This is a genomic window from Methylocapsa acidiphila B2, assembly GCF_000427445.1.
GTDB classification, from domain to species: Bacteria; Pseudomonadota; Alphaproteobacteria; order Rhizobiales; family Beijerinckiaceae; genus Methylocapsa; species Methylocapsa acidiphila.
The window spans coordinates 1,342,002-1,366,112 of the sequence record NZ_KE386496.1 but is presented as its reverse complement, the minus strand read 5'-3'; the positions used below and the strand labels follow the sequence as shown (position 1 = coordinate 1,366,112).

Genomic DNA, 24,111 nt, shown 5'->3' with positions numbered 1-24,111 from the left:
TCGGAAAGCGCTCTGGGAAAGGTCTTTGACAAATGGATGAGGGAAGCGCCGAACTCGTCTTCGCGCCGCTCGGAGGCCTGGGCGAGATCGGCATGAACCTCGCCCTTTACGGCTTCGGCCGAAAAGGCGCGAAAAAATGGCTCATGGTCGATTGCGGCGTGGCTTTCGCTGGCCCGGAGCTTTCCGGCATCGATCTCATCGTCCCCGATATCGCTTTCGTCGAAAAGATCCGTCAGGATCTCGTCGGCCTCGTCATCACGCATGCCCATGAGGATCACATTGGCGCCGTCGTCGACCTTTGGCCTCGGCTTGGCTGCCGGCTCTATGCCACGCGTTTCGCCGCTGAGCTTCTCCAGACCAAGCGGCTCAGCGAGGACGGCGCCCCGGACGTTCCGATCGTCGTCGTCGCGCAAGGCGCAAACATCGCGATCGAGCCCTTCGACGTCGAGTTCGTCGCTGTCGCCCATTCAATCCCGGAGAGCTGTGCGCTCGCGATTAGAACTCCGCTCGGAATAATTCTCCATTCCGGCGACTGGAAGATCGATTCCGAGCCGGGTCTTGGCAAGCCTACGGACGCCGAGCGCCTACGCGCGATCGGCGACGAGGGCGTTCTTGCTCTCGTGTCAGATTCGACAAATATTTTGCGCGAAGGCGTGAGCCCCTCGGAAGGCGAAGTCGGACGGGCCCTGCGCGAGATCGTTGCAAAAGCGTCTGGGCGCGTGATCGTCACGACCTTCGCGTCCAATGTCGCGCGCATCCGGGCCGTCGCGGAGGCCGCGATGGCGGCCGGGCGCAATGTCGTGCTCGTCGGACGGGCGATGGAGCGGGTCGTCGCGGTCGCGCGCGAATGCGGATATCTTGAGGGCGTGCCGGACTTCTACTCCGTCGACGCTTTCCCCCATTTGCCGCGCGACCAGGTCGTCGTGCTCGCCACGGGCAGCCAGGGAGAGAGCCGCGCGGCGATGGCCCGGATTTCAGAAGGCGAGCATCCGGTCGTCACGCTGAGCCCAGGCGACAAGGTTATTTTTTCGTCCCGAACGATTCCCGGCAATGAGAGAGACGTCGGCCGCATCATCAACGGCCTCATCCGGCTCGGCGTCGATGTCGTTACGGATCGTTCCGCGCTCGTGCACGCCTCGGGTCATCCGCGCCGCGGCGAGGTCGCGGAACTCTACGCGTGGACCAGGCCCAAAATCGCGATCCCCGCCCATGGCGAGGAGATCCATTTGACGGAACATGCGGCTTTCGCCGAAAAGCACGGCGCCGAAAAAGTCGTCAAGGCGCGCAATGGCGATATTGTCTTGCTCGCGCCCGGTCAGCCTGGCGTCATAGGGACCGTTCCGAGCGGGCGGCTTTGCAAGGACGGCAATAGCCTCGTGCCGGTAGGAGACGAGGCGGTCCGGGCGCGCCAGAAACTCGCGGTCGCGGGCATTGTGACGATCGCCTTGGCGATCAACGCAAAAGGGGATCTTGCTGGCGTCCCGGACGTCATGACGGCGGGAATGCCCGCGCGCACGCGGGACGGCGCCGCGATGGACGCCGTCGTCGACGACGCGCTTTTCCAGACCTTCGACCATTTGCCTCGACAAAAGCGCCGCGACGCCGATATTGTTTCGTCAGCGATTGAAAAGGCGGTGCGCAACGCGGTCGCCTCGGCTTGGGGCAAGCGGCCGGCGGTGCATGTTTTGGTGGTCGAGGTGTGACCGGGAGCGCAAGACGAGGGCGCGCGTGATCGGACGGCTGAACCATGTCGCGATTGCGGTGCCGGATCTCGCCGCCGCATGCGCGATTTATCGCGATGCGCTGGGGGCCAGGGTCGGCGCTCCTGAAACTTTGCCTGAACACGGCGTGACGATGGCATTCGTCGAGCTTTCGAACACGAGGGTCGAGCTTCTCGAGCCTTTCGGCGAAGGCTCGCCGATCGCCAATTTCGTCGCGAAAAACCCCGCAGGCGCGATCCATCATCTCTGTTACGAGGTCGAGGACATTCTCGCCGCTCGGGAACGCTTAAGGCGCCACGGCGCGCGCGTTCTCGGGGACGGAACGCCGAAAATCGGGGCGCATGGCAAGCCGGTCCTGTTTCTCGAGCCGCGGGATTTCGCTGGAACCTTGATCGAGCTCGAGGAGAAGTGAAGTTCGGACTTATTCGAAGGCCGGAGCCTGTCGTTCAACGCCCTTGACGTAATGCGAACGGCCCCTTGCCGATTTGGCCAGCGTTCCGTGTCTTCCGCCATTGACGGAAGTTTTTTCCGGCAAGACGGGCTCGTTCCCCTGCCTGAAATTAGCCGCGGTGGGAACAGCTTGCTCCACGTCAGCTATGGGCTCGATGATCCAATCGCCGGGCTTGGTCCAGTTTTTCGTCGCTGGCGTCAGAGCGGAGCCCTGCCAAAGATTCAAGAAATGAAATATAGGCGCGCGGCAAGGCCCAGGCATTGGCGGCGCCGATAATGGATTCCATATAGCTGGGCGATGGCCGTCCTTCGCGGCTGTTGCGTCCCACATAGACCAGCGCGCGGACAGATCCGCCGCCGACGCGCAAGACCGGCTGGCTGATCTTGTGATAGAGCCCGCGCGCAATTTCTTCATATCGGTCGAGCGGACCTATATCGGACAAAGCGAGTTCGTAAAGAATCCCGTGAACCTCGGCGTTGCGATCGCATCTGACCGAGGCGAACCCCTCTGCCATAATGAAGAAGCGGTGTCCGGCCAGCCGCGCGCGTCCGATCGCTCGTGCTTTTGGACAGCGCCCGCGCATCGCGGCCGCGTCCATATTCGATCCATAAGCGAAATAGAGCGGCATGACGGCAGGCGTCTCCGAAAGGCTTGCGGCTTATCAGGCACAACCTCGTTTTTGGCAGTCGCCCCGGTGGTTCCGACCGAGATCCAGGCTCCGTAGAGGACCGTACCAGGTCGATTGTGAGGCGGAACGAATCGCCTTCTGCGTTGTTAACGCTCCGTTGTCAATTGGTTCAGGCTTCGGTTGAAAAAATATCATTGTGAATAAAATTCAATTGAATCGGGTAATTTGCACCTATTCGGTTGATTTTTGCGGCGCCGTCTGGCACCTTAGGTTGTACACGCATTAATTGATTTGAAGGCGCAAATGCTTTCTGGGTTGATCCGGCACTATTCAGCCTCCAGGGCGGCTATCCTCGCCGACGCCGATCGGCTGATCGCAACATTCAACGACCGCGCCTATTTCGAAGCGCGGGACCGTGTTTGCAGTCGATGCCTGGATGGGGAAGATCGGTCGACGCGCCATTGGACTAATGTCAAGCTCGAAATCGCCAAAAGGCAGGGCTTGACTGTGGGTCTCGCCGGCGCCGATCTCTGGGGGTGACCCTCCGGGCCGACCGCGTCGTCGTTTCAGCTGCTTCCAAAGCGATTGCTCAATTGAATGAGCGCGTGAGGAGTCGCCTCTCGCCGCGGCGCTTTTGTGGGGTGACCTTCGCCAGACCTTTCGGCTAGAGACCTCGAGCGGCGGTTCTCAGGGGATGCGCTCCTTTTCCGCGGATGGCGCGCGGAAACCAACATCAGGTTTCCGCGCGAGTCGAGGGGCAAGCTAGATGGGTCCCAAGGTGAAGGATTTTCGCCCCTTCGTTCAATGCGCGGCCGTGATCTTGGGCTGGCTCGGAGTGCTTGCGATCACCATTTTGTCGCTCTTGCCGGGATCGCTGAGGCCGCATACGAATTTACCAGGAAAGATGGAGCATGCGCTCGCTTATGCCTTGACGGGTGCGCTTTTATTCTTCGGATATGTAACACCCCGCGAGCGCCTGATCTTGTGGTGTGGTCTTGCCGCTGGCAGCGCAATTTTTGAACTCCTGCAAAACTTTGCGCCGGGACGCTCCCCTGCGCTGACCGATTCGCTCGCGAGCATCGCTGGCTTGACCTTCGATTTTGCAGTCGGAGCTCTCGCAGGGCGCGCTTTTCAAAGCAGCAGCAGCTAAGAGCATCCCTGCGGCGCTAGCGCCGCCAAACTTGCGCCGAGCCGCTTGCCGACGGCGGCCAATGACCTAAATGCACAATGTGCCGCTAATACACTCGCTTTTGCGACGCGGGAGTTTACGCTCTTTAGTTCCCTCTCTTGCGGTTGGACGTCGGGCATTCGAGCCCTTGGCGCAGCGTTTGAAGCGAGCCCATGGAGAAGGAGGCGAAAAAATGCAGACCCTTCCTCAGGCGAAAGACAGTTCAGAGCAATACGTCCCCCCGATCTTTGAGTTTCTCGACGAATGCACCGAGGCGTTCGGGTGGCTGATCATCGCGGTCTCGATCGGCGTCGTTTTGTTGACGGCTCTCTATTCGGTGGCGCCGCCTCCGCTTCATGTCCCTGGCGCTCTATTGTCCTAATCGCACAATTCCATTCGAGCGGGGGACCCCAATTCGTCCGACGGCGTCCGCCGGTTGCATAGGCGCAGCGGCCGTTCCGTTCGTCAGATGGGTTGCCAGGATCTCGCGTTCATCGCGTGCGATGGAGCCAAGCCCCTGCGCGACGCTCTCGCTCGCATTTGCGCTTGGCTGCATCGCCGCGAGCCCCCGAACCGACGTCCGCTCTCATCTGAGATCGACAGCCGATCGCCGTGGTGACCTCCTGAAATCAAATATGCAGCCAGCCCAAGCCGCTTTCGGCGATGACAGACCCTGGGTGGCAAGGCCTGGGCAAGGTCATATTCCTATATCAAATATTGCCGAAAGCAGAATAGGACTTCAGCGTGGACTCGATTTATCTATTAAGTCTCGCGTCCCAACAAGCGCGTTGGCTGTCTGCGCGGCAAGTCACCATCGCGGAAAATGTATCCAACGCGAATACGCCTGGCTATGTGGGCCGCGACGTGGCGCCGTTTGATGAGGTGCTGAATAACTCGGCGCTGCGAATGTCCGCTACACATTCTGCGCATCTAGGCGTCGACGCTCTTGCTCCAGATGTGATCGCGAACAAGGAAAGCGACGCGTGGGAAGTCACGCACTCGGGCAATTCGGTGAGCCTGGAGCAAGAGATGATCAAAGCCGCCGACGTCAATCGGAACTATTCCTTGAACATGAGCATCGTCAAGGCCTTCAATCAAATGTTGATGGCGAGCGTGAAGGTCTAGTCGATGATCGATCCTCTACAAGCATCAATTAGAATCGCCGGCGCCGGGCTCGCGGCGCAATCCACGCGCGTCAGAATTGTCTCAGAAAATCTGGCCAACGCGCAATCGACGGGATCAACTCCAGGCGCAAAGCCTTACGTGCGTAAGACAGTGACCTTCGCGAGCGAGCTCGACCGCGCGTCCGGCGTCGACCTAGTCGCGGTCAAGAGCATCGGCGCTGACCGCGCGCCTTTCCGAATCGAGCATGACCCCGGCAATCCCGCCGCCGATGCGAACGGGTTCGTCAAATTGCCGAATGTGAACATCATGATGGAAATGGCGGATATGAGGGAAGCGAACAGATCCTATGAAGCAAATCTACAGGTCATTAAGCAAGCCCGCGAATTGTGTTCAATGACCATTGATCTTTTGAGGACATCATCATGATTGGAGCGGTTTCTCTTCTGGACTCGACAGTTGGCGCATCGAGCGCGGTGGATTCTTCACAATTCATCCAACAGGCTAGCGGCCTGACTGTTGCGCCGACGACTGTCGGCGCAGGATTCGGCGAGGTCCTCGCTGATGTTTCGACGTCTGCGATTAACGCCCTCAAGAACGGAGAGGCGACGTCAATCGACGGCCTTAAAGGCAAGGCCTCAATTCAACAGGTCGTCGAGTCCGTCATGAACGCCGACCAGTCGCTTCGGACAGCGCTTGCAATCCGGGACAAAGTGGTTGCGGCGTACCAATCGCTTGCGCAGATGTCGATATAGGAATTTTCAAATGAAAGCGCTCTCAATCGCTGCGACGGGAATGGCCGCCCAGGATTTAAATGTCCAGGTCATCGCAAATAACATCGCGAACATCAACACAACGGCGTTCAAGCGCGCGCGCGCGGAGTTTACCGATCTGCTGTATCAGGCGGAGCGTCTCCAGGGCGTATCGAATCGCGGCCAAAATAACACCATTCCAGAGGGCGCGCAGCTTGGGCTCGGCGTCAGGACCGCAGCAATTCGCAATCTCCATATTCAAGGAGCCTTGGCCAATACAGGAAATAAGCTCGACGTCGCCCTGAACGGGCGTGGCTGGTTCCAAGTCACCGATGCGAATGGCGAAACTGTCTATACGCGCGCCGGAGCCTTCAACACAAATGGAACCGGTCAAATTGTCACGGCCGACGGATATGTCGTAAGCCCTACAATGATCATTCCGACGAATGCGGTGGACGTCACGATCAGCCAATCAGGTCAAGTCGGAGTGACCCTCAGCGGCCAAACTACGACGCAGCAAATCGGTCAATTGTCATTGGCTAATTTCGCCAATGAGGCTGGTTTGACGCCGCTGGGGAATAACCTCTACCGGCAGACCGACGCGTCCGGGGCGCCCGTTGTCGGCGTTCCAGGCGATCCGGGCTTCGCGACTGTAAGCCAGGGCTACCTGGAAAGCTCCAATGTCGATCCGGTTAAGGAGATCACCGATCTCATTTCGGCCCAACGCGCCTATGAAATGAATTCCAAAGTCATTCAGGCCGCGTCCGACATGGCTGCGACCGTCTCAAAGAACCTAGGTTGACGAGATATGACGAGTGCAGGCTCGATGCGACGGATCATGGCGCCTTTAGCTACCGCAGCGCTCTTCGGCGTTCTACAGATTGCGCTCTATTCGCCGACGGCCGCAGTTGCCGCCGATACGGCCATATTGCCGACGCCGACGATCACAATCTACCCAGGCGATGCGATCCGCGAGACTTGGCTATCCGACCACGAGTTTCCCAAAGACGTTCTCGCGCAACGGGGCGCTATGATCGAAAGCCGGGCGATGCTCGTTGGAAAGGTCGCGCGCCGCACATTGCTGGCCGGCGCCCCAATTCCGATAAACGCCGTCGCGGAGCCTAAAATTATAGTGAACGGCGCGAAAGTCCCGCTCGTGTTCGAAGATGGCGGCTTAAGCATTCTGACATATGGATCGGCTCTCCAAGCTGGCGCCGTGGGCGACGTCATATCGGTCAGGAATCTCGACAGCGGATATACAGTGTCCGGAACGGTGCAGTCTGATGGCTCTGTTCGCGTGAGCGGCGGCTGATGGCTCGGGCGCTTCTGCTTATCTTTCTCTATGGGGTCGCGTTTTCGGCGGCGGCCTCTGTCCGTATAAAGGACATCGCGGATTTGCAGGGGGTGCGGAACAACCAGCTCGTCGGATACGGGCTGGTCGTTGGGCTGCAAAGCACCGGCGACACGTTGCGCAACTCAACTTTCACAGAGCAGGCCCTGCAGTCGATGCTCGATCGGATGGGCGTCAACGTTCGAGCAATCGCCCAGCGAACACGCAATATTGCGGCTGTGCTCGTGACTGCCGAATTGCCGCCGTTTGCACGACCTGGAAGCCGCATAGACGTCACCGTATCGTCGCTCGGCGACGCCACGTCTCTATTTGGCGGGACTTTGATACTTACATCGCTTTCGGGTGTGGATGGACAGACTTACGCCATTGCGCAAGGACAGGTGGCCGTTTCCGGATTTTCTGCGACGGGTCAAGCCGAAAGCGTGACCGTCAATGTCGCGACCTCCGGGCACATTTCGAACGGCGCTTTAGTCGAGCGCGAAGTGCCTGGTCAGCTAAAGGATATTGGTCCTCTTCTGCTGGTTTTGAAAAATCCGGATTTTAACACTGCGGTGCGCATCATTGACGCCGTCAACGACTATGGACTCCGGCGATTTGGCGAAAGATTGGCGTCCGAAAAAGACCAGAGCTCGGTAGCGTTATCGAGACCGCCGCGCATCGGCACGTCGCGCTTTATGGCTGAAATCGGCGAATTGCTCGTAGAGCCTGATAATCCAGCTCGGGTTGTGGTCGACGCCCGGAGCGGAACGATCGTCATCGGACAAGATGTCCGGATTTCGACGGTCGCTGTCACGCATGGCAATTTGACGGTGCGAGTTAACGAAACGCCGATTGCATCACAGCCCGCGCCATTCTCACGCGGTCGAACGGTCGTCCTACCTCGCACCGAGATTGATGGCGAACAGACTGGCGGCCAAATCGAACTCGTTAACGGCGCGAGCCTGCGCAGCCTCGTCAATGGCTTGAACCGGATCGGACTCAAGCCGATGGGAATCATCGCTATTCTCGAAGCGATCAAAGCTGCCGGCGCTTTGCACGCCGAACTTGTCGTTCAATAGTTCGATCACCGATGTCGTAGGTAGCCAGGCGCAAGCTCGGCAACGCATACTTTGGTCAGATGTGGCGGAGCGAGCGTTACAATGATGCGCATTCCAACCGCAAGAAGCGCGGCGGCGATCTGGACCATCCTTGTGGTGGCTTTGGCGCCGGTACGTGGCTTTGGCCTCGACGCGGAAAAGACAGATATCGCGAAGCCGGCCGAGAGTAAGCGAGTTCCGGTGGATATTCAACAATTCTGCACCAATAACTCCATGGCAATTGGCGATGCGAGAATTGCATGGCAGACAACGAAACTCTTAGAACTCGAAAAGAAGGTCAACGAGCGCATAGCGGAGCTCGACGCAAAAAAAAATGAATTTGTGAATTGGTTGAACATGCGTAACGAAGCCATGCGTCATGCGACAGAATCGGTCGTGGCAGTCTATGCGCATATGCGAGCGGACGCCGCGGCCTCGCAGCTGGCGGTAATGGATGACGCTGCTGCGGCCGCAATTTTGGCGAAGCTCTCATCGCGCGCAGCCGGCGCCATCCTCAATGAAATGGAAGTTGCGCGCGCGGCGCGATTAGGGCGTCTCATGGCTGGACCCGAACCAACGTTTGACGGAAAGAAATCCTAGATGCGCCGGTTTATGTTCCTTTTTGCTCTCGGCGCTGTCGGGGGCTGCTCAGGCTCGGTCGTCGAAATTGGCAGGGAGCCAGCGATGAGCCCTGTAGGCACCGGGCTTGTCGCCGATGTGCAGCCGTCCGCAAGCGCGGTCTTTTTGCGTACGGAGCAACCTCGGCCTCAAACGATATGGAATGGAAATCGGGCAGATATTTTCAGTGATCCGAGGGCGACAAAAATCGGCGATGTCGTAACCGTCAATATTGCCATCAACGATCGTGCGTCATTCGACAATGCGACCGAGCGATCTTTAACATCGCAGGTTGAAACGGGCTTCGACTTTAAGCTCGATGTAAACAAAAAAAGCAGCGAGCTGAAGCCACAGTTTACGTCGAGCGCGTTATCGTCGACGAAAGGCGAGGGTACGACAGATCGCGCCGAGAAAATTCAGCTTGCCGTCGCCGCAGTCGTCACGGATGTCTTACCAAACGGCAATTTGGTGGTGAGCGGATCGCAGGAAGTCCGTGTAAATTTCGAACTTCGGTTGCTCAATGTGGCCGGAATAGTGCGACCACGGGATATTTCGAAGGACAACACGATATCGTATGATAAGGTCGCCGAAGCGCGGATCTCCTACGGCGGTCGCGGAAGGCTCACCGAAGTTCAGCAGCCGGCGATCGGGCAGCAGATTTATGATTGGTTCAAGCCGCTTTGAGCAGCCGCGGGTCGGGAACAGATGGCTAAGGATGAAGATATCGCGCAGCTTAGCGGTCAAACAGTGGCGACACGTCATTCGATTGTCTCGTTGGTTGCTGCGCTGGTAGGATTGACGGCGACAGCTGTGGTGCTTGGTGTCTTGTTGGGCCGCCACTTAGCAGAGGCAGTGCGTGTGGCGAAGCGCGATGATGAACAGGCGTTAGGTTCGCAAGCAATTGGGAAATACGGTGCGGATCTAGAGCTGCGCGAACTTCCGCCGATCATAGCGAATCTTGCAGATCCTCCTGACGCGCGGATACGTCTGCAGGCCGCAATTATTTTCGTTGGAAATGGTGTTGGAAAGTCGGATGTGTTGGCCGCGCAGATCGGCGAAGACATTCTCGGATTCATTCGGACCTTGTCCCTGGGACAGGTTGGCGGCGCGAGCGGATTGCAGCATTTGAGGGAAGATTTGAACGAGAGGGCAACGATTCGCTCCGACGGACGAGTGCGCGAACTCGTCATTCAAGCATTGGTGGTGCAGTGAAAAGCCCATTCGCCTTCGCGGTTTTGGCCGGCGCGTGGAGCTCGACTGCGATGGCGCAGGGGCTAGACGTTAGCAGTCTGATCCCGGCTGGCGACGCGAGTGCAGCGGGACGCATTATTCAACTCGTCGCATTGCTCACAATTCTTTCGGTCGCTCCTGGCTTGCTCATCATGGTCACGAGCTTCACGAGATTTGTCATCGCATTGTCCTTTCTTCGATCCGGCCTGGGGCTGCAAAGCACTCCGGCGAATTTGATTCTTATTAGCTTATCTTTGTTCATGACATTTTATGTGATGGCGCCGACTTTCGAGCGGGCGTGGGATGCGGGTGTCAGGCCGCTCATGGACAACAGCATTTCCGAGCAAGAAGCCCTGACAAAAATAATTGATCCATTTCGCGACTTCATGATGGCCCAGGTGCGGGAGAAGGATCTTAGGCTTTTTGAACAACTCGCAAATGAGAGCTTCAAGACGAAGGAGTCGGCGAAGGGTGAGATCAGAGTGTTGATTCCCGCCTTTATGATTTCCGAGCTTCGGCGCGGGTTCGAGATTGGCTTTTTGATCGCCCTGCCGTTTCTCGTCATCGACATGATCGTTTCGACGCTCACGATGTCGATGGGTATGATGATGCTGCCTCCTTCAGTCATCGCTCTTCCGCTCAAGGTCTTGTTTTTTATCTTGATCGACGGGTGGAGCCTGTTGATAGGAAGCTTGGTGCGTTCCTTTGCCTAAACTTCTAGTAAATCGACGAAAGTCCTTGTTGGACAGATCTTGCGTTAAGTCTTATGCAAGGAAGAGCTGGTACCAAAAGATTACGACGGGTTGGACACGAAACAGAAGTTCAAAGGCATTAGGCCGCCCCGTCGTACCGGCGAAAATCCGGTATGTCCCCGTATCGCTTTTCACATCAAGGGACATCCAATGTCGAGCCTACTGACGAATACTTCCGCGCTGACCGCGCTTTCGGCCCTGACGAAGACCCAGGCGAGTTTGGACAAGACGGAGAGCCAGATTTCGACCGGCCTGCGCATCGGCAGCGCCGCCGACAACGCGGCCTATTGGTCGATCGCAACCAAGATGCAATCCAACATTGGGGCGCTTGGAGCTGTTTCCGACGCATTGAGCGAGAGCTCGTCGATTGTTTCGACGATGAGTTCGGCGTTGAGCAGCACTCTTTCGGTTGTTCAGGTCATCAAAAATGATCTTGTGACTGCGTCGAATCCAGGCGCTGATTTGACGAAGATTCAAAATGACATTGCGACTCAGCAAGCTTCGCTAATCAGCATCGGAAGCTCTGCGAATTTCAACGGGCAGAACTTTCTTCAGACCACCGGCGGCACGGTGAATCTCGTCGCGTCGTATGATTCCAGCGCGGGCGTGAGCTATCTCACCGTCGATACGAGCAATACGGCTTTGTTCGATGCGACGGTCGGTGCGACGAGCGGTATCTTGGGTGCGAATGGCGCCAATTATGCTTCCGCCTCAATCCTCACGCTTAATATCACGCAGGCCACCGCGGGCGACCTATCTAACATGCTTAAGGACGTCGAGGCGGCCTATAGCTCTATCACGACCGCGGCGAGCACGCTCGGTGCTACGAGTACAGCGCTTTCGACGCAGCAAACTTTTATTTCGAATTTGAGCGATTCGCTTACGACGGGCGTGGGCTCGCTTGTCGACGCCAACATGAATGAAGCTGCGACGAAACTTGCGGCGCTGCAAGTTCAGCAGCAACTTGGTGTGCAGGCGTTGAGCATTTCGAACTCAAACACTCAGCTCATTCTGAAGTTGTTTCAGTGATCAGCTAGATTGCCGTAAGGCGCCTGATTATATTGAGCCGCGCTCTTCGATGAGCGCGGCTTTTTCATTTGCAACGCCTGGGTAAGGTTGGCGGCCTAAGATGTCGATCAGAACGAGGCGCAGGATCGAGGCGATGGATGAACGGGCGCGAACAAATCGAGCGGCTGTGGGCTAGTTTGCAAAAGCTTGGTTCGCGACGCCTAGTCGCGCTGGCTATGATTGGGGCGTCGGTGTTCGTCATGACGGGTCTTGTCGGCTATTTTTTGAGTCGTCCGGCGATGGACGTTCTTTACGCTGGGCTCGATCGACAGGACATAGCGCGCATTGGTTCTGCATTGCGCGACGCGGATGTCGCCTTTGACGTTAACGCTGATGGCAACACGATATTGGTGCGCTATGGGGAAACTGCGCGCGCGCGAATGCTGCTGGCGGAAAAGGGCCTGCCGAATAGTCCAAATGCCGGTAATGAACTATTCGATAAGCTAGGTTCCCTTGGCTTGACGTCGTTCATGCAAGAAGTGACTCGCGTAAGAGCGCTTGAAGGCGAGTTGGCGCGCACAATTCAGCTTATGCGAGGCGTTAAGGCGGCGCGCGTGCATATTGTAATGCCCGATGAAGGTTCGTTTCGTCGGACGCGTCAGCCGCCCTCCGCTTCGGTCGTGATTAGGACCGAGTCGGGCGATGACGTCTCCGAGGCGCGTGCGATTCGGCATCTTGTCGCAGCCTCCGTTCCGGGCATGAAAATGGAGGATGTCACCGTGTTGAACACGCAAGGCGTTCTTCTCGCCTCTGGCAACGAGCTTGCGGATGCTGCGCCTGGCGGCATGATCACGCTCGAAAAGACTGTGTCGCAGGAAATCCTTGATAATATACGTAAGACATTGGCGCCCTATTTGGGTCTCCGCAATTTTCAGGTGAGTGTGGCGGCGCGCTTGAACACTGATAAAAAGCAGACGAACGAAACGATCTTTAATCCAGAGTCGCGGGTCGAGCGGTCGGTGCGGGTCGTGAAGCAGAATCAGGTGTCGCAGAACTCGAGCAATCAATCGCCGGTGACCGCGGAAAGAAACATACCGCAGGAGACGCCGCGATCCGATGACGGCAAGCAGTCCAATGAAGAAAATCAGAAGCGAGAAGAGTTGACGAATTATGAGCTGTCGTCAAAGACAATTAACACCACAAGCGGTGGCTATGGAATCGAGAATATATCCGTCGCGGTGCTCGTGAATAGATCGAGTCTTGTGTCGTCGCTCGGCGACAAGGCGACCCCTGAAGCGATTGACCGACAAATTGGCGAACTTATGCAATTGGTTGCGTCGGCAGCTGGGACGCATAAGGAACGCGGGGACGTCATAAAAATTTCGGCGGTGGATTTTGTCGACGAAGGGCGAGATCTAGCGCCCCAACCGCCTCCGGCGGTGACTGAATTGCTGGTGCGACAATCAGGCAACGTCCTCAACGCTGTGACGGTGCTGATTGTAACTTTACTGTTGATCTGGTTTGGGTTGCGACCCGCGACCAAAGCGATTTTCGCCGCTCCGAGTCGCGCCGCCGAAGTTCCCACAGAGATGCAGGCGCTCGAAAATCTCGTGGGACTGGACGTCGGGGACGAGTCCCGTGCGCAATTGCCCAATTGGGGGAGCCAAAGCGAGATTAGTCTGATTGAGGATCTGACCAACAATCCTAAGAGATCGCCGCAAAAGCGCTTGGAGCAAATCGTCGAATATGACGAAGAGCAAGCGGCTGCGATCTTGAAGCAATGGATGCACCAAGGAGAGCGGGCATGATCGGCCGTCCGTTGGGGCAATTCTTGGCAAATTTCGATCCGCGGGATGCTTCCATGTCGCATGGAGCTGTTGATGATGAGTTGGCTTGTCGTCCGCTATCGGCGGAGGTTTCTCCGCAGGGAATTGAATTGGCGGCGGCAGCCGCTCGCCGAGAGGGGTGGGAAGAAGGGTGGTCGGAGGGACGCGCGGTTGCGCTTAGCGAATATGAGAATGCGCTTGCCGACGCGCGACAGAGCTTTGAGCAGGACGTCGCCGCATTTAGGGCGGAATGGGCGACGTTTGAGGGCCAACATCTAGCCAAGGATTTCGCTACGGCTCTCCGTGATATCGAGTCGCGCATTGCGGGATGTGTCGCGGGTGTGTTGCGAGGGATGCTTGTCGAGGGTCGCCGCCATCAGGCGATGGTGCTGATTGCGGATGAGATACGCGCATTGGTCGGTGGCAAGGAGCGACCGGTGATCGAAGTCAGCGGCGCAGCCGATTTGCTCGCTGCGTTTCGCGACAAGATGGGATCTTTCGCCGGCGCTGTTGAATATGTTTCCAATCAGTCGCCGGAGGTCAGGGTCGTCATCGATCAAACGGTCATCGAAACGCGCATAGACGCTTGGGTCGAGCGGCTCAAGGCATTGTCGGAGTGAGCTAGTGTCGGACAAGGACCCTCAGGAAATCGTGGTCATAAGGCGGCGCGTGGTTCATGACGAGGAGCATCATGGCGGCGCATGGAAGATCGCCTTCGCCGATTTCATGACAGCGATGATGGCGCTTTTCCTTGTCTTGTGGTTGATCAGCACGACCAGCGACAAGACGAAGCGTGCTGTGGCGCAATATTTCAACCCGGTGAAGCTCGTCGATATGACGACTCTGAAGAAGGGATTTCAGGATCCGAAGGAAACGGAAATGGGAGCGGGTCCGAGCATTAAAGAGACTACGACGGAGCGAGCGCAGAATAGGTCGCCTTTATGGATGAAGGACGTCAATTCGGAGACAGCGGCGAAGGCGCCGACGCATTCAGAAGCAGCTCTGTTTCGCGATCCCTACGCCGTCCTATCCGAGATCGCAGCGGATGCCCATGCCGAGGTTCCGGAAAATAAGTCGGAGCCCGCGCGATCTTCGATGGGCGCGCCGTCGGATCTTGCCGAGAGTTATAACGATCCGTTTCAGACCGTGCCCTACTTACCGGAACCCAAGGCGGATGTGACGTCGCCTTCGGCGCAAGATGAGGCGGCGAAGGCGAAAGAAGGGCGGAAGGGCCAGGAGCTGCGCGCCGCGGCGGAGCCGAGTGCGTCGGTCGCCACTCGGGCGGCCTCAATGGCGAAGCTGCGTCGGGGCGCGAAGGGGGTAAGCGAAACGCCGCCGGCGAACGCCGCGCAAATGAACGAAGGCGACAGCGCGAAGCTGCGCGCGGAGATCTTCGACGCCGTGCGGACGGACGCGCAGGAGCAAAAGCTTCCGCACATCGAAGTTCGGGCGGTCGAAGAGGGGGTGCTGATAAGCCTGACCGATGACCAAAACTACATGATGTTTGCAATCGGCTCGGCCGAGCCGTTGCCGAAGACGATTGAAGTTATGGAGAAAATAGGGCGGCTGCTCAAGTCACGCGTTGGCTCGGTCGTCGTTCGTGGGCATACGGACGGACGCTCCTATAAATCGGCGACCTATGACAATTGGCGGCTTTCGGCGGCGCGCGCGCATATGGCCCATTACATGTTGGTTCGGGGCGGCTTGGACGAACGGCGTTTCGAGAAGATCGAAGGTTATGCTGATCGGCGTCTGAAGTTCCAGAACGATCCGAATGCAGCCGGAAATCGTCGAATTGAAATTTTGTTGAGAAAGGAAAAGTCATGACGAGAGCATCGAATTTCGCGCTCCGACTGGCTCTTGCTTGGGTGGGGTGCGGTTGCATGGTTGGGCTAGAGGCGGCTCGCGCTCAGACTGAACCGCGAGGCAAGCAGCCTTTCGAAATTATTCGATCCATGCAGGCGATTCAGGACCAAATCGTCTTGGGCAACGTCGAGGCGCAGGTCAGATTGCCGAAGTTGATCGGGCAAATCGCCGATCGCTTGCTCGCCGCCGACGCGGCGGTTTGGCGGGACGCGAAGAACGCGCGCGCGGCGATCGTCTATCTTCTGAGCGGGGGGCAGCCCCGCGTCGTCAGAAAAATTCTCGAGCTCGGAATTAGTCCGGAGGAGGAGACTCGCCTGATGGAAGGGGCGCTCGCCTATGTCGAAGGACGATCGGCGAAGGCGAAGCAGATCCTGGCGCCTGTGGAAGCGAAAGGACTAGCCTCGGCGTTGGGGGGGCATATCGCCTTGGTCCAATCGGCCCTGGTCGCGAAGGAGGATCCGACAAAGGCGATGCGGTTGCTCGATCAGGCGCGACTCCTCGATCCAGGGACATTGGTCGAGGAAGCCGCGCTGCGTCGAGAGACATTTCTCGCCGATGAGACAGGCGACCTGGAAAAATTCATCGCTCTGTCGAGTCAATATATCCGACGTTTTCCGAAGTCCGCTTATGCGGATAATTTTCGTCGTCGCTTTTCGGATTCGATCACACGCTTTACCTTGACGGGCGATTCTGTCCGCTACGAGAAGATCGAAAGACTGCTCAACGAGATCGACGCGGGGGATCAACTTCGCCTCTATTTGAAAATGGCGCAGTGGGGCATCATCAGCGGAAAGATCGGCTCGGCGCGGTTTGCAGCGGAGCGCGCGGTCCGTCTCTCTAAAGAGGGCAGCGTCGACGGCGCGCGCTCGAGGCTTTATGAGGCTGCCGCGCTCATCTTGACGAGTTCGCTCGACAAGGGCCTCGGAGAGCTACAAAGCGTCGACGCCTCGCGCCTGCCCAAGGTCGATGCCGAACTCAAAGACGCGGTCGCACGAATTGCTAAACAAATCAGCAAAGAACCGGACGACGCGCAGAACGAACCGGAGCCGAAGCGCGCCGAAGGAGGGACGGCGGCTGCCGATGCAGGCGCCATCATCGACTCGGCTCAGGGAGCGATCAGCGAAGCGGAGATGCTTCTGCAGGGAACGCGACATGAATAGCGTCGACGGCCTTCGCCAAAATCGCCTGTTGATTTTGGATTCGATAGGCTCGGCCGCGGATAGTAAATCTGGCTCGTCCGATGGCTCTCCGATGGAACCCGGTGGCGCGGGCGGCTTTGCGGCTGTCCTTTCGCATATGTCGGATTCCGAGGCGGGTTCAGATCAAGCGGCTTTGCAATCGAATCGATCTGTCGGGCCTGCGCCCGGCCTGATCATGCGCGCCTTCGCGGTTCAAGCAGGAGCCCTCGGTGACACCGGACAGCAAAACATGTCCAGCGTCGCCGGAGAAATCGGGGTCCAGGATGAAACTCGCCATTCGGTCGCGAAGGCAGGATTGTCGGTTGCGCCGGCTTCGTCCAACACGGGAATGACGGGGGCAGACTCAGCTGTTCAGCGTCGTTCGCCGTCGGAAGGGGGAGAGAGCAAGCAGCTCTCATGGTCAAAGGATCTCGTGACGGCGGCAAGCGATGCGAATTCCGGCATCGGTCCAGCCGCTAAAAAAGCCTCGCCGAAAGGGGACACGGATCTTGGCGGCGCTTCATCGCTAAATGTCGCGACGGACAGTTCTCCTTCGTTCTTGGCCGCTTTGACTTATCGGAGCGAGGCTCCTTCTGCTGCTTCGACAGCAACGGCCCTGCAGGCGGATGCGCATCGCGGCGCTGACGCGACATTCGGTTTCGTCTCCTCTAAGAACGGCTCCGCGCCGAAAGTCGGACAAGTCGGCGCTTCCGCTCTGGTCAGTGAGCGCGCTGGCGGCGCTGCAAAGATCAGGGGCGGCTCTGCGCCGGCGGCCTCGTCTTCAGGAGATGCTGTTGCAGATCCGCTTTCGATTTCCGCAGCCGCTTGGCCGGCGACTTCGATCGACGGGACTTTGTCCGCTACGGGACCTTCTGGGCTTGGCGTGGCGCAGCCAGGCGGCGTTCGCGCCTTCAAGGGCAATTCCGAACGGAGCGCCGACGGCGGTTCCCTCGGAACCGATCCTGTCTCCGCGCCGCTCGAAACTGCTTTGTTCGCCGCCGCGTCGCCGTCGCAGCTAGCGCAGGGGAACGCCGAACCTATCGCCTCGCCCTATAGCGCTCCACAAGGCCCGACTGCGCGCTCGCTGGCCGCTCCGATTTCGCTGGGCGTTTCCGCCGTTTCGGCATCGGATCGCGCTGGAGGCGCCGGAAATGCTCCAATGGACGTGAATGAAAGGGCTGTCGACAGAATTTTGGGCTCGGCGCTGCGCGCGCCAAGTGACTTTAGGGCATCTTCGCCGAGCGCGCAATCGATCAAGGCGACGGTCCTCGGCCAACAGACTCACTATCCGCCGGTTGCGGGCCTTTCGCCGACCCAGCAGATCCTTGACTGTATCGCGGGCGAACCTATCCCAGGCGCGGAGGCTGCGGATGACGCTGCGGGTCCGGCTCAAACCAGCGGCGCGGTCGCGGCGACTCCCGTGACGTCGAGCGTGAGGATTTTGGATTTGAAGCTCGAGCCGGACAATCTTGGCTCGGTGACGCTCCGTTTGAGGCTTGCGGGAACGCAGCTCAATTTGCAAGTCGAAGCGACGACCCCACAGGCCTTGCGTCTGATTGACGAAGACAAGGACATGCTTCTCGGAAAGCTGCGCGCGTCGGGCTATTCGATTGACGCGCTCGTCGTCAAGGCCGCTCAGTCCCTAACGGCGCAGGGACTCAGCGCGTCTGGCGCGGCGCATAACGCGAGCGAGTCCCCTACGCCGCGAGTGGAGGCTCCATCCGATCCGCGGGCGCAGACATCAGGCGCGCCGCAATATGGAGAGGGACAGTCGGATGATCATTCAGCGCCGCGGCAAGACAAGTCGAGGCGTTCGGGGTCGGCGTCGGACGCTTTTCCGGATGACCGGGGCTTTGGCCATTCTAATGGCGGCGACATCTTCATTTGAAGGCCAAGCTGCGGCAAATTCATCCCCCGCCAATCTTTGCGAGCGCGAAATGACGCGCGCGGCCGCAAAATATGACGTTCCTCTGGCCATTCTTTACGCAATCGGCTTAACCGAAACCGGGCGGCGTGGGTCGCTGCAGCCCTATGCGCTCAACATCGAAGGGCCATCCTTTTTCCCGGAGACCTTGGACGAGGCGATCCGACGCGTCGAGGCGGCGCGCAAGGATGGGGCGAAGCTCATCGATATCGGGTGCATGCAGATCAATCACCATTTTCACGCGAGTCAATTTCAGTCGCTTGCGGCAATGTTTGAACCGCGCGCGAACGTCGAATATGCGGCACGTTTCCTCAAAGCGCTACGGATGAGGGAGGGCAGCTGGACTTTGGCCGCCGCCCGCTATCATGCAGGGCCCAACAATAATCCCGCGCAAAAGCGCTATGTCTGCCAAGTGATTACAAATTTGGTCGCAAGCGGCTTCGGAGCGTGGACGCCCGGCGCTCACGCCTTTTGTCACTAAGTCTCGCAATCTGCTCCGGCGTAAGTCGGCGCGCGCAAGGCCGCCGCGCAAAGGCGCCCATTTCCATTCGAAAGCTAGCCCCCGAAAGGCGCGAAAAATACAACTTAAAAGTGAATAAATGTTTGACGAACAACTATAGATCATTATTATGATCAACCAGGACAATCGATTCTGGGGGTTTCAGTGCTGGCGATAATTGATGAACGCGAGATCGTCACGACCGGCTATGCGAGTCGATTTGGCATCGAAGGCGTATCGTCGACAGGCTTCTGTCCCGACGAATTCCGTGAATGGGTGGCGACGGCGGCCGACTCCGATATTGGCGCCGTTGAGGCCTTCCTGCTCGGAGATTGCAGAGACCGCCAAAACTATCCGAAAATGATTCGCATGCGGTCTCGCGCCCCCCTTATTGCGATGAATGAGACGCCCTCCCTCGAACAAACGCTTGATCTTTTCGCCGCGGGCGTCGACGACGTCGTTCGCAAGCCGATCCATGTCCGAGAGATCCTGGCCCGCGTGGGCGCGATTAAGCGTCGCCGGCACAATGAGCAGGATTCAGCGATTGTCGGAGATCTTCGGGTCTTTTTCGATGGGAGAGACCCGGAGCTTAAGGGATCAATTCTTCCGCTCCCACGACGCGAACGCCGCATCCTCGAATTTCTTGTCCATAATCGAGGACGCCGCGTGAGCAAGGCGCAGATTTTCAACTCAATTTATGGAATTTTCGACGAGAACGTCGAGGAAAACGTCGTCGAAAGCCACATCAGCAAATTGCGCAAGAAATTGCGTCGTCAGCTCGGATATGATCCGATTAACTCGGTCCGCTATCTCGGCTATCGCTTGGATGATTGCATCTAACAGAGACGCTGCGCGGTACGTTTTAACAAGGCCACTAAGGCCGTCGACGCCCGACGACGCGACTCCGGCGACGTTCGCCTGTTTCGAATATGCCGATCGGGCATAGCGATGTCATAGTCGGAGGCGCAGGCCGAGCGCACCGACGAGGATTGGCGGTCATCCGCCGGCGACGCTCGATAGGCTACATGAAGTTGCATGCATCGCCGGTAGGCAAGTTCCGCGCAAGCGTGCATCCTCAAAATGGGATCATCAATCGCGGAGAATCTCCATGAGCCTATTCAGCGCTTTGAATGCAAGCGTGTCAGGAATGTCGGCGCAAGCCAATAAGCTGTCGACAATTTCAGACAATATCTCAAATTCCCATACCACCGGCTATAAGCAAGCCTCAACTGAGTTTGAAGATCTCGTGAATCAAATGGGTTCTTCCAACTACAACGCCGGAGGGGTTGAGACTGTCGTGCGCTACAACGTGCTGGAGCAAGGCAGTCTAACGTCAACGACCTCGACGACCGACCTCGCAATCCAAGGCTCAGGCTTTTTCCTAGTGCAAGGATCCGACGGCACGACTTATCTCACCCGCGCAGGATCCTTCACTCAAAACGACGCCGGAGAACTTGTCAATGCCGCTGGCTACAAGTTGATGGGCTATAGCGTAGCGTCCGGAAAATCATCAGCTGATGGCGTCGCCGGCCTGCAAGTTGTGAACGTATCTAGCGCGGCTCTGAAAGCAACTCCAACCACCAGCGGGACCTTCGCCGCCAACCTCGACGCGACGGCCGCAACAGACGCCGGAAATCTACCGAGCAGTAATACTGTCCCAGTGACATACACATCAAAATCATCGCTAGTCACATATGACAACTTGGGCAATGCAATTACGCTCGACGTCTACTTCTCAAAAACCGCAACGAACACATGGTCAATGTCAGTCTACAACTCCGCCGACGCCGCTTCAGGAGGGGGCTTTCCGTACTCGTCGGCGGCATTGGCAAGTCAGACTTTGAACTTCAGCGCCGCCGATGGCAGCTTAAGCAGCCCCACATCCCTATCGATCGCCATCCCCGGTGGACAAACGGCGAATATCGACATCTCAAATATGACTCAACTGGCGAGCTCCTTCTCAGTTTCCACGGCGACCGCAAACGGCAACGCGCCCAGTGCGGTTAAAAGCGTTCAAATAACTTCCGACGGCACCTTGTCCGAAGTCTATGCCGACGGAACAAGCACCGCAATATATAAGATACCGCTTGGAACTGTGCCGAGCGGAGACGGCCTTACGCCACTTGCTGGCGACGTCTACCAACAGAGCATTGATTCAGGACACATTGTCGTCGGAAGCGCGGGACAAAGCGGGCTCGGAACGATCAAGTCATCACAGCTCGAAGATTCGACCGTTGATTTGGCGACGCAGCTTACGGACATGATCGTCGCGCAACGTGCCTACGAATCCAATTCGAAAACATTCCAGGTCGGTTCGGATCTTCTAAGCACTCTTAACAATATGCTGAAATAGACTCCGTGTTATCGAATAAGAATGGTCGTGAATCATGAGCCTATCCAGCGCCGCGCTCACCGCGAAATCTGGCTTGGCCGCAGTAGCGGCCGAAACATCAATCCTGTCGCGAAATATATCCGGCAATGCCGACACAGCAGTATATTCGCGTAAGATCGCAAATGTCGCGACAACATCCACCGGGGCGCAAGTCGTCTCAGTTACAAGAGCTGCCAATCAGGCGGTTTTTGAGAATGTCCTGAGCTCGACCGCTGCGGCGGCAACCCAAAGCGCTCTTTCCAGCGGTCTCGACTCGCTTAATCAAACAATTGGAGATATCTCTAGCGACTCGTCCGGCTCCTCAAATTCAAGCTCTCCAGCGGCGATGCTCAGCGCTTTCGCCAATGCCCTTCAATCCTATGAAGCGCAACCAAGCGATTCAAGCGTCGCTGCGACGGCGATCTCCTCTGCGAAGGCCTTGGCGTCTGCCCTAAACAGCGCCTCGGGGACTATCCAATCTGTTCGCGGACAAGCTGACTCGACGATCGCGACGGACGTTCAAACCGTAAACTCTCTTTTGAGCCAATTCACAACATTGAATAGAGAGATTGTAAACGGCTCTGCGACGGGATCAGATGTAACAGATGCGTTGGATCAGCGTGACCAAGTTTTAACAGAACTTTCTAAAAATATCGGAATTATAACCACCAATAATCCAAACGGCGATATGTCGATCTATACGGACAGCGGAGTGACCCTCTTTCAAGGTGGCGTCGCTCGCTCTGTATCCTTCAAACAAACAAATACATTTGCAGATGGAGTTGTTGGGAATGCCGTTTATGTCGACGGTACGCCGATTACCGGCGCATCGGCGGCTATGCCAATCGCCTCAGGCGGAATCGCCGGTCTTGCAACTTTGCGAGACGATGTGGCGCCGACGTATCAGGCGCAGCTTGACAATATCGCCAATGCGCTGATCGGCGCATTTGCTGAGTCGAGCCAGGCCACAGCCGGTCCAGATTTGCCGGGACTCTTTACCACGTCTGGGTCAAACGCTCTTCCAACAAATGCCACGGGTCTCGCGGCAAACATCATGGTCAATCCCAGCGTAGATCCCAGTCGAGGCGGCAACGCGGACCTTTTGCGTGACGGCGGCATTTCCGATAGCGGCAGTGGTGATTACGTCTATAATAGCAGCGGAGACGCAAGCTATACGTCGCGAATTTCGCAGTTAATTGATAAATTGGGAGCGACGCGGTCATTCTCGTCAACCGGCGAAATCACGACAAGCACTACATTGAGCGGATACGCCACCGGATCGATCAGTTGGCTAGAGTCGCAGCGTTCTCAAGCAGCGTCGCAAGGAAGCTACCAGGATACGCTCTTGAGTACGGCGACGACCGCGATGTCCAATTCCACAGGAGTAAATTTAGACAACGAAATGTCCAAAATGTTGGATTTGGAACAGGCCTACTCCGCCTCGGCGAAGTTAATCACTGCGATTGATAGCATGTTTAACGCCTTCATGACCGACTTGGGGAGTATTCAAGCATGACATCCTATATCTCTACGCAATCAATCTCAAATTCGATGCGTCAGTCGATCCTTCGTATGCAAAGCGATCTCGCTGCCTCGCAGACCGAAGTTTCTACAGGGAAATACGCGGATTTAGGATTGTCATTGGGTGTGAACGCAGGGCTAAGCGTATCTCTTCAATCCGAAACATCTCTGCTGCAAACAATTTCTGACTCAAACGAAGTGGTCTCGACGAGACTCTCAACCACACAAAATGTCCTGAGCGGTTTGCAAAGTTCCGCGCAAAGCCTACTAAATTCGTTAATTGAGGCCAATGGCTCTACGACGAGTTCAACAACTCTTCAAACAAGCGCGACAGCAAATTTGAAGTCGCTGATCAGCAGTTTGAACTCATCAATTAACGGCGACTATATATTTGCTGGTACGAATACGGGTACGCGTCCGATTTCGGACTATTTTGCATCGAATGCGTCGAGCAAGCAAGCTGTCGATGATGCATTTCAGACTCAATTTGGGATCACGCAACAAAGTTCGTCGGTCGCCGATATAAGCCAAAGCGATATGCAAAGCTTTATCGACGGGTCCTTTTCGTCGCTATTTACAGACGCATCTTGGTCGAACACGTGGTCGTCCGCGTCTAGCCAGGTATTATCTAGTCAGATCTCGCGATCGCAGAGCGTAAATACGTCTGTGACCGGCAACTCCGAAGCATTTCGACAATTGGCGCAAGCCTACACGGTGCTGAGCGAGTTAGGAACTCAGAATCTGTCATCTGGGGCTTTTAGCGCTGTGGTCGGCGCCTCGGAAAAGCTGTTAACGTCGGCTATTACTAGCCTAACAAGCATGCAGTCAACGTTGGGCGTGGCACAACAGGAAGTGACCGATTCGAATAGCCAGATGTCGCTTCAGATGAATCTGTTGTCAACGCAAGTTAGCGGACTTGAAAGTGTCGATCCATACGAGGTTTCGGTGCGCGTGACTAACCTGCAGACCCAAATTGAAACATCTTATTCACTTACATCGCAATTAAGTCAGCTTAGTCTGACAAAATTTTTGTGATCCCGAAATTCGGC

General features: G+C 57.1%; 27 protein-coding genes. 26 read left to right on the top strand and 1 reads right to left on the bottom strand.

Translation table 11 applies throughout. The annotated features are described in order from the left end of the window. Positions 1-32: 32 nt before the first annotated feature. Positions 33-1,703, top strand: coding sequence for a ribonuclease J (locus METAC_RS0108345; RefSeq protein WP_026606670.1), 1,671 nt, complete (start codon positions 33-35; stop codon positions 1,701-1,703). A gap of 25 nt (positions 1,704-1,728) precedes the next feature. Further along, positions 1,729-2,133: a methylmalonyl-CoA epimerase gene (mce, locus tag METAC_RS0108340; RefSeq protein WP_026606669.1), complete on the top strand. Its 405-nt coding sequence runs from the start codon at positions 1,729-1,731 to the stop codon at positions 2,131-2,133. A 178-nt stretch (positions 2,134-2,311) separates the two neighbouring features. Here mce and METAC_RS22885 read toward each other — a convergent pair whose 3' ends face one another. Then, positions 2,312-2,800 carry a gamma-glutamylcyclotransferase family protein gene (locus METAC_RS22885; RefSeq protein WP_051335467.1) on the bottom strand — a complete coding sequence of 163 codons (489 nt, stop codon included), beginning with the start codon at positions 2,798-2,800 and terminating at the stop codon, positions 2,312-2,314. 303 nt (positions 2,801-3,103) lie between these two features. On the opposite strand from METAC_RS22885, the gene METAC_RS0108330 reads away from it, so the two are divergent. The 24 genes from METAC_RS0108330 to METAC_RS25725 all read left to right on the top strand — a co-directional run bounded on the left by METAC_RS0108330 (position 3,104) and on the right by METAC_RS25725 (position 24,097). Next, positions 3,104-3,340 carry a hypothetical protein gene (locus METAC_RS0108330; protein ID WP_156898147.1) on the top strand — a complete coding sequence of 79 codons (237 nt, stop codon included), beginning with the start codon at positions 3,104-3,106 and terminating at the stop codon, positions 3,338-3,340. Positions 3,341-3,635: 295 nt separating this feature from the next. Then, the gene (locus METAC_RS22880) at positions 3,636-3,950 is read left to right on the top strand and encodes a VanZ family protein (protein ID WP_156898146.1); all 315 of its coding nucleotides are present in this window, start codon (positions 3,636-3,638) and stop codon (positions 3,948-3,950) included. A gap of 211 nt (positions 3,951-4,161) precedes the next feature. Further along, complete coding sequence (locus tag METAC_RS0108320) at positions 4,162-4,350, top strand: hypothetical protein (RefSeq protein ID WP_036255400.1); 189 nt, start codon at positions 4,162-4,164, stop codon at positions 4,348-4,350. A 362-nt stretch (positions 4,351-4,712) separates the two neighbouring features. Further along, the gene (gene flgB / locus METAC_RS0108315) at positions 4,713-5,093 is read left to right on the top strand and encodes a flagellar basal body rod protein FlgB (RefSeq protein WP_026606666.1); all 381 of its coding nucleotides are present in this window, start codon (positions 4,713-4,715) and stop codon (positions 5,091-5,093) included. Between the two features lie 3 nt (positions 5,094-5,096). Next, positions 5,097-5,519, top strand: a complete 423-nt coding sequence (gene flgC, locus METAC_RS0108310) for a flagellar basal body rod protein FlgC (RefSeq protein WP_026606665.1) — start codon at positions 5,097-5,099, stop codon at positions 5,517-5,519. After that, positions 5,516-5,845 carry a flagellar hook-basal body complex protein FliE gene (fliE, locus tag METAC_RS0108305; RefSeq protein ID WP_026606664.1) on the top strand — a complete coding sequence of 110 codons (330 nt, stop codon included), beginning with the start codon at positions 5,516-5,518 and terminating at the stop codon, positions 5,843-5,845. The genes flgC and fliE overlap by 4 nt, the downstream gene beginning before the upstream one ends. Positions 5,846-5,855: 10 nt before the next feature. Further along, positions 5,856-6,644: a flagellar basal-body rod protein FlgG gene (gene flgG / locus METAC_RS0108300; RefSeq protein WP_026606663.1), complete on the top strand. Its 789-nt coding sequence runs from the start codon at positions 5,856-5,858 to the stop codon at positions 6,642-6,644. Between the two features lie 36 nt (positions 6,645-6,680). Beyond that, positions 6,681-7,154, top strand: coding sequence for a flagellar basal body P-ring formation chaperone FlgA (gene flgA, locus METAC_RS0108295; protein ID WP_036255398.1), 474 nt, complete (start codon positions 6,681-6,683; stop codon positions 7,152-7,154). Next, positions 7,154-8,251, top strand: a complete 1,098-nt coding sequence (flgI, locus tag METAC_RS0108290) for a flagellar basal body P-ring protein FlgI (RefSeq protein WP_036255395.1) — start codon at positions 7,154-7,156, stop codon at positions 8,249-8,251. The genes flgA and flgI overlap by 1 nt, the downstream gene beginning before the upstream one ends. 81 nt (positions 8,252-8,332) lie before the next feature. Next, on the top strand, positions 8,333-8,869 hold the full coding sequence (locus tag METAC_RS0108285; RefSeq protein WP_051335466.1) for a MotE family protein: 537 nt from the start codon (positions 8,333-8,335) through the stop codon (positions 8,867-8,869). Continuing rightward, entirely contained in the window at positions 8,870-9,571 is a 702-nt protein-coding gene (gene flgH, locus METAC_RS0108280; RefSeq protein WP_026606659.1) for a flagellar basal body L-ring protein FlgH, read from the top strand. A gap of 21 nt (positions 9,572-9,592) precedes the next feature. After that, the gene (locus METAC_RS0108275; protein WP_051335465.1) at positions 9,593-10,099 is read left to right on the top strand and encodes a flagellar basal body-associated FliL family protein; all 507 of its coding nucleotides are present in this window, start codon (positions 9,593-9,595) and stop codon (positions 10,097-10,099) included. 50 nt (positions 10,100-10,149) lie between these two features. Continuing rightward, positions 10,150-10,830 (top strand): flagellar type III secretion system pore protein FliP, encoded by a 681-nt coding sequence (fliP, locus tag METAC_RS0108270; RefSeq protein WP_051335807.1) that lies wholly within the window; start codon positions 10,150-10,152, stop codon positions 10,828-10,830. 90 nt (positions 10,831-10,920) lie between these two features. Continuing rightward, on the top strand, positions 10,921-11,898 hold the full coding sequence (locus METAC_RS0108265; RefSeq protein WP_245257447.1) for a flagellin N-terminal helical domain-containing protein: 978 nt from the start codon (positions 10,921-10,923) through the stop codon (positions 11,896-11,898). Positions 11,899-12,035: 137 nt separating this feature from the next. Continuing rightward, positions 12,036-13,685, top strand: a complete 1,650-nt coding sequence (fliF, locus tag METAC_RS0108260; RefSeq protein ID WP_026606655.1) for a flagellar basal-body MS-ring/collar protein FliF — start codon at positions 12,036-12,038, stop codon at positions 13,683-13,685. Between the two features lie 455 nt (positions 13,686-14,140). After that, the gene (locus METAC_RS26910; RefSeq protein ID WP_156898145.1) at positions 14,141-14,323 is read left to right on the top strand and encodes a hypothetical protein; all 183 of its coding nucleotides are present in this window, start codon (positions 14,141-14,143) and stop codon (positions 14,321-14,323) included. A gap of 4 nt (positions 14,324-14,327) precedes the next feature. After that, complete coding sequence (locus tag METAC_RS0108250; protein ID WP_026606653.1) at positions 14,328-15,530, top strand: MotB family protein; 1,203 nt, start codon at positions 14,328-14,330, stop codon at positions 15,528-15,530. Further along, on the top strand, positions 15,527-16,729 hold the full coding sequence (locus tag METAC_RS26760; protein WP_198017187.1) for a chemotaxis protein: 1,203 nt from the start codon (positions 15,527-15,529) through the stop codon (positions 16,727-16,729). The genes METAC_RS0108250 and METAC_RS26760 overlap by 4 nt, the downstream gene beginning before the upstream one ends. 901 nt (positions 16,730-17,630) lie before the next feature. After that, positions 17,631-18,635, top strand: a complete 1,005-nt coding sequence (fliK, locus tag METAC_RS26755) for a flagellar hook-length control protein FliK (RefSeq protein WP_198017186.1) — start codon at positions 17,631-17,633, stop codon at positions 18,633-18,635. Beyond that, positions 18,589-19,152 carry a transglycosylase SLT domain-containing protein gene (locus METAC_RS0108235; protein ID WP_036255393.1) on the top strand — a complete coding sequence of 188 codons (564 nt, stop codon included), beginning with the start codon at positions 18,589-18,591 and terminating at the stop codon, positions 19,150-19,152. Before fliK ends, METAC_RS0108235 begins: the two co-directional genes overlap by 47 nt. Positions 19,153-19,335: 183 nt before the next feature. Then, positions 19,336-20,010, top strand: coding sequence for a response regulator transcription factor (locus tag METAC_RS0108230; protein WP_026606650.1), 675 nt, complete (start codon positions 19,336-19,338; stop codon positions 20,008-20,010). Positions 20,011-20,278: 268 nt separating this feature from the next. After that, positions 20,279-21,523 carry a flagellar hook protein FlgE gene (locus METAC_RS0108225; protein WP_026606649.1) on the top strand — a complete coding sequence of 415 codons (1,245 nt, stop codon included), beginning with the start codon at positions 20,279-20,281 and terminating at the stop codon, positions 21,521-21,523. 34 nt (positions 21,524-21,557) lie between these two features. Further along, a complete protein-coding gene (gene flgK / locus METAC_RS0108220; protein ID WP_026606648.1) occupies positions 21,558-23,057 on the top strand; it encodes a flagellar hook-associated protein FlgK in 1,500 nt (499 codons plus the stop codon). After that, positions 23,054-24,097, top strand: a complete 1,044-nt coding sequence (locus tag METAC_RS25725; protein ID WP_084143523.1) for a flagellar hook-associated family protein — start codon at positions 23,054-23,056, stop codon at positions 24,095-24,097. Before flgK ends, METAC_RS25725 begins: the two co-directional genes overlap by 4 nt. Positions 24,098-24,111 lie beyond the last annotated feature (14 nt).